At 67.5% G+C, this 11,685-nt stretch carries 8 protein-coding genes and 1 pseudogene; 4 read left to right on the top strand and 5 right to left on the bottom strand.

Annotation, left to right across the window (positions count from 1 at the left end):
* Nucleotide 1 precedes the first annotated feature (1 nt).
* From Q0Q23_RS01300 to Q0Q23_RS01290, 3 genes are all read right to left on the bottom strand, one after another.
* The gene (locus tag Q0Q23_RS01300) at nt 2-889 is read right to left on the bottom strand and encodes a carbohydrate ABC transporter permease (protein ID WP_295118122.1); all 888 of its coding nucleotides are present in this window, start codon (nt 887-889) and stop codon (nt 2-4) included.
* A gap of 1 nt (nt 890) precedes the next feature.
* Entirely contained in the window at nt 891-1,727 is an 837-nt protein-coding gene (locus Q0Q23_RS01295; protein ID WP_295118119.1) for a carbohydrate ABC transporter permease, read from the bottom strand.
* A 189-nt stretch (nt 1,728-1,916) separates the two neighbouring features.
* Nucleotides 1,917-3,227 carry a sugar ABC transporter substrate-binding protein gene (locus Q0Q23_RS01290; RefSeq protein WP_295118116.1) on the bottom strand — a complete coding sequence of 437 codons (1,311 nt, stop codon included), beginning with the start codon at nt 3,225-3,227 and terminating at the stop codon, nt 1,917-1,919.
* 134 nt (nt 3,228-3,361) lie between these two features.
* Here Q0Q23_RS01290 and Q0Q23_RS01285 point away from each other — a divergent pair, with 134 nt between their 5' ends.
* On the top strand, nt 3,362-5,719 hold the full coding sequence (locus tag Q0Q23_RS01285) for a TIM-barrel domain-containing protein (RefSeq protein WP_295118113.1): 2,358 nt from the start codon (nt 3,362-3,364) through the stop codon (nt 5,717-5,719).
* Between the two features lie 14 nt (nt 5,720-5,733).
* Here Q0Q23_RS01285 and Q0Q23_RS01280 read toward each other — a convergent pair whose 3' ends face one another.
* Entirely contained in the window at nt 5,734-6,732 is a 999-nt protein-coding gene (locus Q0Q23_RS01280; protein ID WP_295118109.1) for a LacI family DNA-binding transcriptional regulator, read from the bottom strand.
* A 184-nt stretch (nt 6,733-6,916) separates the two neighbouring features.
* Here Q0Q23_RS01280 and Q0Q23_RS01275 point away from each other — a divergent pair, with 184 nt between their 5' ends.
* Nucleotides 6,917-9,292, top strand: a complete 2,376-nt coding sequence (locus tag Q0Q23_RS01275; RefSeq protein ID WP_295118106.1) for a family 16 glycoside hydrolase — start codon at nt 6,917-6,919, stop codon at nt 9,290-9,292.
* A gap of 115 nt (nt 9,293-9,407) precedes the next feature.
* Here the strand turns inward: Q0Q23_RS01275 and Q0Q23_RS01270 are convergent, their stop codons facing one another.
* Nucleotides 9,408-10,520: a 5-methyltetrahydropteroyltriglutamate--homocysteine S-methyltransferase gene (locus tag Q0Q23_RS01270; RefSeq protein WP_295118103.1), complete on the bottom strand. Its 1,113-nt coding sequence runs from the start codon at nt 10,518-10,520 to the stop codon at nt 9,408-9,410.
* 216 nt (nt 10,521-10,736) lie between these two features.
* Here Q0Q23_RS01270 and Q0Q23_RS01265 point away from each other — a divergent pair, with 216 nt between their 5' ends.
* Together Q0Q23_RS01265 and Q0Q23_RS01260 are read left to right on the top strand one after the other, a co-directional pair.
* Complete coding sequence (locus Q0Q23_RS01265; RefSeq protein WP_295118100.1) at nt 10,737-11,162, top strand: hypothetical protein; 426 nt, start codon at nt 10,737-10,739, stop codon at nt 11,160-11,162.
* Nucleotides 11,163-11,289: 127 nt separating this feature from the next.
* Nucleotides 11,290-11,478, top strand: a pseudogene (locus Q0Q23_RS01260) (IS3 family transposase); the annotation flags it as partial.
* Nucleotides 11,479-11,685: the final 207 nt, after the last annotated feature.

Here is an 11,685-nt window from a genome sequence, read left to right as displayed (position 1 = left end):
GTCAACGTGACGAACCAGCGACCAGCCCCTCGGCGTAGTAGCGCTGCAGCAGCAGGAAGAGTGCGACGACCGGCAGGGCCGCGATCGTCGTGGCACCGGTGACGAGGCCGGGGTCGACCACGCTGATGCCGAAGTTGCTGTGCGTCGAGAGCAGTGTGAGCGCGATCGGGAGCGTGTAGGTCGACTGATCCGAGAGGAACGTCACCGACGTGATCAGGTCGTTCCAGCCCGCCATGAAGGCGAACAGGCCGACGGTCACGAACCCGGGCCACGACAGCGGGAGGATCACGCGCAGCATGACCTGGAGCTGCGAGCAGCCGTCGAGCCGCGCGGCCTCCTCGAGTTCCACCGAGATGGCGGCGAAGGAGTTGCGCATGACGAAGATCGAGAAGGGCAGCTGGTACGTCGCGAGGACCAGGATCACGCCGGCAAGGGTGTTGAGGAGCCCGAGATCCTTGAGGACGACCGACAGCGGCGTCAGCAGACCCTGAATCGGCACGACGATCGGCGCGAGCACCAGCAGGAACACGACATCGACCCAACGGCCGCGGACGCGGGCGAGGACGTACCCTGCCGTCACCGCGACGAGGAGTGCCACGACGGCGGTGGCGACGCCGACGATCGCCGAGTTCATCGCATAGTGAAGGATGTCCGCAGACGGGCTGAACAGAATGCTGAAGTTGCGCAGGGTCAGGTGCGTCAGCGAACCGAGGGTCAGGCCCTCGGCATCGGCGTTGCGACCCTGGAACGACCGGATGACAGTGGCCAGGATCGGCGCAAGCGCGACGATCGAGAGCACGGTACCGAGCACGACGTATGCGCCGCGGGAGAGCGCCGAGCGCGCACGCGTGCGCCGTCGCCTCGTCTGAACGGTGGCTGATGCGGACATCTCAGTCCTCCTTCCGTCCGAGCACTCGCAGCTGGAACGCTGTGATGGCCAGGATCACGAGTGATACGACGACCGAGATCGCCGCTCCATAGCCCAGGCGGAACTGGATGAACGACGTCGTGTAGGTGTAGAGCACGACAGTCGTCGTCCCGCCGCCGGGGCCGCCTTTGGTGAGTGCGTAGAACTGGTCGAACGTGAGGATGGTGCCGCCGATCGAGAGGATGAGGCACAGCCCGATCGTGCGGCGGATGAGCGGCGCGATGACCTTGGTTTCGATGGCGAACCACGAGGCGCCGTCCATCCGGGCCGCCTCCACGACCTCCGGGGCGACCGCCTGGGCGGCGGCCATCAGCAGGATCATGGCCGTTCCGGCCGTCTTCCAGACGGTGAGCACGATCACCGCCCAGAACGCATTCGTCGGGTGGGAGAACCAGGCGGTGTTCCCGCTTCCGAGCCCCGTCGCGGCGAGCAGCCGATTGATCAGGCCCGTGCCGGGCGTGAGCAGGGTCGACGCCATGAACGAGGCCGCGGTGAAGCCGATCACCACGGGCAGGAAGAACGAGGCCCGGAACAGGGACGAGATGCGGCTCGACCGCCGCAGCATCATGGACAACCCGTAGGAGACCAGGAACGAGATGGGTACCAGAACCACGGTGAATTCGATCGTGAACCACACGGCCTGGCCCAGGCCCGGGTCGGTGAACAGCGCCTGGTAGTTGGCGAGTCCGATCCATCGCGGAACTCCGGTGAAGAGTGGCCACTGCGTGAACGACATGTAGACCAGCAGCACCATCGGCACGAAGAAGAACACCGCTACGAGGATCAGCGCCGGGCTCACCAGCCCCAGCGCGAACCAGTTCGGGCGCCGAAGCGACCTCGTCCCGCGGCGCTCGCCTTCACGCGCCCGGCGCCCCGGACGGGGCGGCTCCGAAGAGCCGCCCCGCGCAGGACTGCGGAGGTCGTCTGGCGGCCCGGCACGACGCCGGATCCGGCGATGAGCAGAAGGGCTCGTCCCGACGACCACCGCTCAGGAACCGATCTGGCTGTACGCGGCCGCGATCAGCTTGTCTGCCGAGGAGGCCGCCTGCGGCAGCACAGTCGCCGGGTCAGCGCCGTTGAAGATGACGTTCTGGGCTGCGGTCGTCCACGGGCCGTTCGGGTCGTTGATGACCGCGTTGTACGCGATGCTGAGCGGCAGCCGCGCCGACCGGAGCGCTTCCAGCGAGTGCGCCGGGTCGGACCCCATGAGGGCGGACGCCTGGGCCGTGTTCGACGGCACGGATCCGCTGGAGAGGACCACTTTCGCCGCCGTCTTGCTGGCGACGCTCCAGTTCAGGAAGTTCCAGGCAGCGCTCTGGTGCTTCGAGCTCGCCACGATCCCGAGCGCGTCACCGCCGAGGAATCCGCTGAGCTTGCCCGACTGACCCGGGATCCCTGCAGCGTAGCCCCACTGCAGCTTCTGGGCGTCGGCGCCGGAGATCGCCCAGGTGCCGGTGAAGGCGATCCCGATCTTGCCGGTGTCGAGCATCTGCATGGTCTGACCGCCGGGATCCTGGTTCGGGGCTTCGGTGGGCGGCATCACACCGGACTTCCACATCTGCTGCAGCCAGAGCAGGTCCTTGGCCACCGCGGGCGACGAGGCCCACGTCGCCTTCTGCTTGGACCCCAGCGCGCTCAGGAGCTGTCCGCCATCGGCCCACATGGTCGGGAAGCCTGTGTACGCACCACCCGCCGAGCCGAGAGTCGAGAAGCCGTAGGTGGTGGGCGAGAGAGCGTGGATCGCCTCGGCGTCACGCTGGACCTCCGCGAGGTTCGCGGGCGCCTTGTCAGGGTTCAGGCCCGCCTTCTGGAACAGTTCCTTGTTCCAGATCATCTGCGACGACCCGATGGCGATCGGGAGCGAGTACTGCTTGCCGCCCACCTTGCCGGCGTCGAGGGCGGGCTTCATGATCGGCGACCCCGAGCCGAGGGCGGACGTCTTGCTGCTGATGTCCTCGAGAAGACCCTCCGTTGCGAGCAGGGGCGCGTTGACGAGGTCGAAGGCGACGATGTCGGGCGCCGAGTTCGACCGCACGGCGGTGCTGAGCTTCTGGAGGAACTGCGCGTCGGCGACGGGGGTGTACTTCACGACCTGGCCGGGGTGGGCCTTCTCGTAGGCCTGCACGAGAGGCTTCACTTCGGAGGCTCCGCTGCGCCCCCAGATCGTGATGGGGTCGGTGCTGCTCCCGCCCGTGGAGGGTGCACTGCTGCAGCCGGCGAAGGCGGCGGCGATGGCCGGGAGCAGTCCGAGGGCGATCGCCACCTTCCTGCGCCTGGGCATCTTTGCGGGTTCGGACATCGTTGTCTCCTATCGGGAAATTTTTCCGGCAACGTTTCTGTTATGTTGAACGTAGCGTCGGGGGTTTGCGGGTGTCAAGCGCGCTCCGGCTTCCTGTGCGCTCCCGATGTCCCGGGTCGTTACAGGAGGGTCCAGTGAACACGCGCGTCACCGATTCGATTTCCGTCATTCGTCCGCTGCCGGGCACCGACCCTGTGCCGCATCCTGATGCGGTCGTCGGCGGGGCGAACTGGCGGATAACGGTCCTCCACGAGGGGCTCTTCCGCGTCGAGTGGAGTGACGACGGGGGGTTCGAAGACCGAGCCTCCACGTTCGCCATCCGGCGCAGACTTCCCGTACCGGAGTATTCGGCGACGCGCATCGGCGACGGTGTCGAGATCACCACCCGACGCGCTCGACTGCGCTACGACGGGCGCCCGTTCTCCTCCCGCGGGCTCTCGCTGGAGACGCGGGAGGGCGGAGCGCACCAGTGGCGCTACCGAGCCGACTCCGGAAACCTCGGAGGGACAGGACGCACCCTCGACGACGTCGACGGCCGGATGCCGCTCGAGCCCGGCGTCCTCTCGCGCGACGGCGTCGCCGTCCTCGACGACAGCGACTCGTTCGTCTTCGACCGCGACGGGTGGATAGCGACCCGCACGCCCGGGCGACGCGACATCAACATCTTCGCCTACGGCACCGACTTCGAACAGGCGCTTCGCGCCTACTACGACGTTTCCGGCACGCCATCGCTTCTGCCGAGATGGGCGCTGGGCAACTGGTGGAGCCGCTATCACCGTTACACCGACGCGCAGTACCTCGAGCTCATGGACCGATTCGCGGCCGACGAGCTCCCGTTCTCGGTCGCCGTGGTCGACATGGACTGGCATCACGTCGACTCGGTTCCGCCCCGTTTCGGCAACGGCTGGACCGGCTACTCGTGGAACAGGGAGCTCTTTCCCGACCCTGAAGCGTTCCTCGGCCGGCTGCATCAGCGAGACCTCCGCGTCGCGCTGAACCTCCACCCGGCGGACGGAGTCCGGGCGTTCGAAGACCAGTACCGGCCGATGGCCGAAGCACTGGGCCGCAATCCGGAGTCCGAAGAGCCGATCCCGTTCGATCCTGTGGACCCGGCCTTTCTGAAGGCGTATTTCGAGGTCCTCCACCATCCGCTCGAAACGCAAGGCGTGGACTTCTGGTGGATCGATTGGCAGCAGGGCCAGTCCAGTCGACTTCCCGGCGTGGATCCGCTGTGGATCCTCAACCACTTCCACTACCTGGACTCGTGCCGAACCGGCGCCCCCGGGATGACGTTCTCCCGCTACGCAGGGCCGGGCAGCCACCGCTACGCTGTCGGCTTCTCCGGCGACGCCGTCATCTCCTGGGCGTCGCTGGCGTTCCAGCCGGAGTTCACGGCCACGGCGGCCAACATCGGCTATGCCTGGTGGAGCCACGACATCGGCGGGCACATCAACGGCATCCGCGACGACGACCTCGCCACCCGGTGGGTCCAGTTCGGCGCCTTCTCGCCGATCATGCGGCTGCACTCCGCGAGCAACGCGTTCATCCGCAAGGAGCCCTGGCACTTCCCGCCGGAACCTCGCGCTGCGATGGGCGACGCTCTGCGCTTCCGCCACCGCCTGGTCCCGTACCTGCACACCATGAACCACCGCGCCGCCGCAGGCACACCGCTGGTCCGCCCGATGTATCACCTGCTGCCTGACCGCGAAGAGGCGTACCGGGTCCCGAATCAATTCGCCTTCGGCACAGAGCTGATCGTCGCGCCCATCGTGGAGCCACGCGACCGGACGACCCTGCTCGGGTCGGCGGAGGCGTGGCTGCCGCCCGGCTCGTGGACCGATATCTTCACGGGCGTCAGATATTCGGGCGACCGATTCGTGCGCCTGCACCGCAGCCTCGAGACGATTCCGGTCCTGCTCCGAGACGGCGGGATCGTCCCGCTCGATGCATCCTCCGAACTCGACGCCACGGTCAACCCGGGCACGCTGGAGGTTCTGGTCGCTCCGGGGGCGTCCGGCTCGTTCACGCTCGTCGAAGACGGCGATCGCCGTGAGGACGGCACCTGCGAGACGGAGCTCTCCTGGGACCTTGACCGCCGGCTGTTCCGGGTCGGAGCCGCATCCGGTGCCACTCGGCTCATCCCTGCGACGCGCGAGTGGCGGATCACCTTTCTCGCGAGCCCTGGCGAGCGACGCGACGAGGAGACCGCCCGTGCGGATCGGTTCTCCGTCACCCTGACGGCCGACTCGGCCCAGGGTGCTGAGTTCACCCTCGCAGAAGCGCCCGTGCCGTCGGCGGCTCACCGCACGATGCTCCGCAGGGTGCTCCAGGCCGCCCAGATCTCCAACGCCGAGAAACCCGCGATCTGGTCTGCGCTCGAGGAGGCGACCTCCTGCGCCGCGCAGGAGGAGCCGCTCCGAACAATCGAGCTGCCCGCCTCACTGAGACGTGCACTGACCGAGCTCGTCGCGAGCCGCTCACAGGCGGGCTGACCCGAAGGGCGGCGTCACGTCGACTGTCGCGGCACCAGGAAGCACTCGGTCGTACGCACACCGCCGGCGACGTCCTCTCCCCCGATCATCCGCATGAGAAGCTCCGCCGCCTGCCGCCCGACATCTCTGAGGTTGAGGTCGACGGATGTGATGCTGGGCCGCGCCGCATCGGTGATGACGTTCCAGTTGTCGACGCCCACGACCCCGACCTGCGTCGGTATCAGGATGCCGGCTTCACGCAGGCAGTCCACGACTCCACGTGCGATCTGGTCGCTGGCGCAGAACACGCCGTCGAATTCGGTGCCCAGCAATCGCGTCGCCGCTTCGTAGCCCCACCGCTCGCTCCACTCGCCGTACAGAGCTGCGCCTCCTGCCAGCTCGGCGCCCGCAGCCGCGATGGCGCGCTCCGCACTGTCGACACGGTGGGAGCTGGCTGTATGCCGCCGGGCGCCGGAGATGACCGCGATGGAGCGTCGCTCCGAACTGATCAGATGGCCGATTGCACGCTCCGCGCCGGCTTCGTCGTCCGGCACGACCGAGACATCGTCGGGGTTCTGCGACGGCGATAGTGCGTAGACGGTCGGAACGCCGAGCAGTCCCGTGATCGACGGTCGCGGGTCGCTGGAGCCTCCCGCCACTACGATGCCGTCGACCTGCTGGTTCAGGAAGGTTCGCACGTAGTGCGCTTCTCGGATCGGGTCTCCGCGGCTCTCGGCGAGCAGCATGGATACCTCCCCGGGGCCGAATGCATCCTCCGCCCCCGCGAGAATCGGGAGGGTGAACCGGCCATAGGCGTCCGTGGAGAGAACACCCACCAAAAAGGACCGGCCTCGGGAGGCCGTCGGGGCGGGGGTGCGCACTCCCAGTCCGAACTCGGCTGCGGCGCCGGCGACTTTCTGGCGCGTCTCGACGGACAGCTGTCCGCGGCCGTTGAGAACCTTCGAGACGGTCCCGACCGACACTCCGGCGCGCGCGGCGACATCCGCGAGTGTCACCTCCCGTCGGTTGACCACGGCTTCGCTCCCTTCGATCAGCCGATTCTACGTGACTGGGCAAACTTTGCGCCACAGCGGCGGGGCGGTCACGCGCGAGGACGGCATGGTTCGGAAGGCGGGGGAAACGTTAAAGAAATGTTTGCCTGTTTTCGGCAACATCACTATGCTCGGGGCAGTCAACGGAGACCGAGAGGTGTCGAGAATGAGATCTGCAACGTGGAAGGTCCGCAGAGCGGCCGCTGCGGTGGCCGCCTTGGCCGTCGTCGCTGGAGTGGCGCTCTTCGCCATCCCAGCCCAAGCGAATTCGCCGGGAGGGAGCATGTACACCCGTTCCTCCTCCGACGAGATCCTGGCGTACTCCCGGGTGATCAGACTCGAGCATGCCGGTTCTCAGAACGGGACCCTGCTCGGGACGTTCGAGCACGGATCCGCGAGCGGACAGCCGTCGGACTATGTCATCCGCAAGTCGACCGACGACGGCGCGACCTGGACGACGCTGGCGACGCTCACCGACCCGCTGCCCGGAGCCGGACACCCATCGGATCACATGTGGCAGCCGTTCCTCTACGAGTTCCCGAAGCAGCTGGGCCAGTACCCGGCCGGGACACTCGCCCTGGTGGGGAACTCGTCGCCGAGCACCACGCTGACCACCGACTTCATCATGTGGCACAGCACCGACGAAGGCGCCACGTGGACGACATCGGGCGCCGCGATCCAATCCGGCGGAGGAGGAGTCGGGGCGCCCAACGGCGGTTCCGGGATTTGGGAACCCTTCCTGACGCTGGACGGTCAGGGCCGGCTCGCCATGTTCTTCTCCGACGAACGGTTCGAGCCCACCTACGCTCAGGTCGTCGCGCACATCGTGTCGAACGACGGTGGAGACACCTGGAGCACCAACCCGGACGGGTCCACGAACTTCAGTCCGGGAGAGGTCATCGACGTCCAGAGCACGAGCGCGACCGATCGTCCCGGCATGCCGACCGTCGCAACGCTTCCAGACGGCCGGATGGTGCTGGCGTTCGAGATGTGCGGAGCCGGACGCAACTGCGAAGCGCACACCAAGATCTCGTCCGACGGAGGAACGACGTTCGGGACGGGCCCGACCGATCTGGGAACCGAAGCCGTGACCGGCGACGGCCGCTATCTCGGCAGCAGCCCCTACCTCGTGTGGAGCCCGGCAGGCGGCCCGAACGGGCAGCTGATGCTGACCGGGATGCGCACACGCTTCGCCTCCGACAACAGCTTCACGCCGGAGGACCGCCAGGCGATCTTCACCAAGGATCCGGACTCGTCCGGCCCGTGGAGCTGGACGCCCGCACCGCTCCAACCGCTCACCGGCGCCTCCGATTGCAGCACGAGCTACAGTCCCGACCTGCTGCTCGGGCGCAGTGGCACCTCCGTGCGCTACACCACCGCATCCACCGTGGGCGGCACCGGGTGCGCGGAGGCGACCGGCGAGGCCAACAGCGGCGTGCTCCCCTATACGAGTTCGTTCGACGGCGGCCAGGCGGGATGGATCAACTACGGAGGCTGCTGGAGCACCGCATCGGGCGTGCTCTCGGAGACCTGTGGCGGATCCGGCGGCAACAAGTCCGTGGCCGGTTCCACCGGCTGGGCCGACTACACCCTCCAGGGCGACGTCCGCATCGACAGCGGCGCTCAGGCAGGGTTCGGGGTGCGGGTGAGCAACCCGAACGTCGGCGCCGACTCGCTCAACGGCTACTATGTGGGCGTCTCGGGCTCGGCTCTCTTCCTCGGCAAGGAGAACGGCGGCTGGACACCCCTGCAGTACACCTCGATCCCGGGAGGCCTGGCGACCGGATCGTGGTATCACGTGACCGTCCAAGCCGTCGGCTGCACGCTCACGGTCAGCGGCTCGCCCTCCGGCTCGACCGGCGCACCGATCGGGTTCAGCTACACGGACACCGGGTGCTTCGCCACCGGCGGCATCGCCGTCCGCGACCAGGGCGCGACCGCGAGCTGGCGCGACATCGTCGTCACCCAGGGCGGGCTCACCTCGCTGAGCCCCGCGCCGTACCAGGCGCCGTTCGACAGCGGAAGCAGCTCGGGGTGGACCACCTACGGCGGTACATGGACGGTCGGCGGAGACCCGGGCGTCTATTCCGACACCTCGGGAGGTGCCGGCGACAAGTCGGTCGCCGGTTCGACGAGTTGGACCGACTACACCGCGACGGGCGAGGTGTCGTTGACGAACCCGAGCGGCAACGCCGGCCTCCTCGTCCGCGTGACCAACCCCGCGGTGGGGACCGATTCGCTGAACGGCTACTTCGTGGGCGTGAGTCACGGCGCCCTGTTCCTCGGACGGGAGGGGAACGGGTGGACCCCGCTGGCTTTCTCGGCATTGCCCGTGCCGTTGGCCGCCAGCACCTGGTACCGCATCGTCGCCGACGTCACCGGCTGCACCATCACCGTCACGGGAGTGCCAGCCGCAGGCGGCGACTCCGTCTCGTTCAGCTACGACGACAGCGGTTGCACGACGACAGCAGCAGGCGCGATCGGCGTGCGGGCTTACAACACGCCGGCCGCGTGGAGGCACATCGAGGTCGCTCAGCACTGAACGGCGGGAACACGAGCGGGCCTATCGGGCGGCCCGCTCGTGTCCCTGCCGGACCTGCTCGAGCACCGCACGTCGCGAGGCAGGACGCTCCCCGGGTGGTCGCGTTCCCCTGGACTCAGCCCCACACGTCGGCGGCGATGTCCACGACCTCGCGCACCTTCGCCCACTGCTCCGCCGGGGTCAGCAGGTTCCCTTCTTCTGTCGAGGCGAAGCCGCACTGCGGGCTGAGAGCGAGCTGGTCGAGGGGCGCGAACTCGGCGGCCTGGTCGATCCGTCGCTTGATCGCATCGGGGTCCTCCAGTGCTCCGGACTTCGATGTGATCAGGCCGAGCATGACCCGCTTGTCTCCCTCCGGCAGGAACCGGAGCGGCTCGAAGCCGCCGGCCCGGTCGCTGTCGTATTCGAGGAAGTACCCGTCGAACGGCGTGTTGCCGAGCAGCTGCTCCGCGACGGGCTCGTATCCGCCCGACGAGATCCAGGTCGACCGGAAGTTGCCGCGGCAGACATGCGTGGTGACCGTGAGGTCGTCGGGTCTGCCGTCGAGGATGCGGTTCAGCATCCCGGCGTACCGCTCGGCGATGCCGTTCGTCTCGATGCCTCTTTCACGCGCCTTGGCGAGTTCCTCGTCCGAGCACAGGTACGCCCAGGCGGTGTCGTCGAACTGCAGGTACCGGGCGCCGGCGTCGTAGAAGGCGCGCAGGGCGTCCCGGTAGGCGTCGACCAGGTCGTCGACGAGGTCGTCGCGTCCGCCGTAGGCCGACGGCGAGATGTGGTCGGGCTCCAGCCGGAAGTCGAGCACGGTCGGGGCCGGGATGGTGAACTTGGGCACGGCCCCGGTGGTTTCTTCGAGCAACGCTGCGAGCGACCGGAAGTGCTCCAGGAACGGATGGTCGTCGCCGAACCCGATCCTCCCTGTGACCTCCAGGCCGCGGGGCTTCGTCTGAACCCCCTGGAACTGGATACCGTGATCGAGCTCGACGACGTCGACGCCGTCGAGCAGCCCGAAGAAGTCGAAGTGCCACCAGGCACGCCGGAACTCGCCATCCGTCGCGACCTGCAAGCCCGCCTGCGCCTCGCTGAGCACGAGCTCCCGGATCGCGGCGTCCTCGACCGCGCGCAATCCGTCGCGATCGAGCCCGCCTGATGCGAACGCGTGCCGGGCCGCGGCGAGCTCGGGCGGGCGGAGGAAGCTGCCGACGATGTCGGCGCGCAGCGGCAGAGTGGGCATTTCTCGAGGCTAGCCGATCACGCGCCGCTCGGGCACGGATGGCATCGGGCACAGTCGCAGGTGCCAGGTCGTGGAACATATGTCGCGACTCATCTACGATTTGTCCGAGCGGACTACAGCACCCAAGGCGAACCAGCCGACGCCCGCCTCGGGCGATCAGCCTGTCCAACCCGATCGTCGCGGCCACAGAGCGTCGGTGAGGATAGCGTGGTCAGTATGGAGTCCGAGAAGCTGACACATGAAGGAGCCGAGTGGGCTCGGGTTGTTGACCCGGTAACTCAGGAAGAGCTTTCTGTGCCCTCCTTCTCAACGGTCGAGGCTACGATCGCCCGGAGCGCAAAGAGACGAGCTGGAGAATTGCACACGATCAGGTTCTTTCCTGATCACGGTCATCGGTGGCCGCTTTGGGACCCGAAAGCTGGTTACACCGCAACGCCCGATGAATATGGGCTCAGTGACCAACTCGTTATGGCGTTGCGGCGATGGTATGACGAATGGGAGGCCGCCGTCGGCCCGGGCGACGGCTGGCGCGACGCGGAACAGCACCGGAGTTGGGCAGAGCGTGGCGACGAACTTGCTGCCTGGCTGGCCCGGGAGGTCCGGGACACCGCTGAAGTCGTTGTAGAGCATCGAACCGGTTGAAGGCAAAGGGGTCGGCGCATTGCAAGCAACGACGCCGACCCCTCATCCTCTCAGCAGACCTTGCGTGTCGACGGGAAGGACGTGATGAGCCTGTCGCTATCCGATGCCCAGGCGGTCTCGACACCAAACCGACGCGGGCAGCGTCTACACGTCAATCGCGTTCACCGACCGTTTCGCCGACGAGGGCATCGACCCCTCGGTCGGGTCCGTCGGCGACGCTTACGACAACTCTCTCGCGGAATCGCAGATCGGGCTTTACAAGTCCACGCTCATCCACCACGAGGGCCCCTGGCGACACATCGCGCAAGTCGAGGTCGAGCAACTCGACAGCGCTCGCAACGAACCGGTCACCAAAGCCGGCTGACACCAGAAAAGCACTCTCCGGAAATGCCGGGGCGAGTCAGCCTTCCGCCAAATAATAGGGCCCGCGAATCCCAGGAAACTACTGGGATTCGCGGGCCCTAGCAATGGCGGAGGGCGTGGGATTCGAACCCACGAGACATTTCTGCCCACCAGTTTTCAA

This window comes from uncultured Leifsonia sp., from assembly GCF_945957465.1.
Lineage (GTDB): Bacteria > Actinomycetota > Actinomycetes > Actinomycetales > Microbacteriaceae > Leifsonia.
This window is presented reverse-complemented; position numbering and strand designations above follow the sequence as displayed.

Excerpts from the sequence above, each read along its gene's own strand:
- Q0Q23_RS01265 (WP_295118100.1), top strand. The coding sequence starts at position 10,737 with ATGGAGTCCGAGAAGCTGACACATGAAGGAGCCGAGTGGGCTCGGGTT.
- Q0Q23_RS01300 (WP_295118122.1), bottom strand. The coding sequence starts at position 889 with ATGTCCGCATCAGCCACCGTTCAGACGAGGCGACGGCGCACGCGTGCG.
- Q0Q23_RS01270 (WP_295118103.1), bottom strand. The coding sequence starts at position 10,520 with ATGCCCACTCTGCCGCTGCGCGCCGACATCGTCGGCAGCTTCCTCCGC.
- Q0Q23_RS01275 (WP_295118106.1), top strand. The coding sequence starts at position 6,917 with ATGAGATCTGCAACGTGGAAGGTCCGCAGAGCGGCCGCTGCGGTGGCC.
- Q0Q23_RS01290 (WP_295118116.1), bottom strand. The coding sequence starts at position 3,227 with ATGTCCGAACCCGCAAAGATGCCCAGGCGCAGGAAGGTGGCGATCGCC.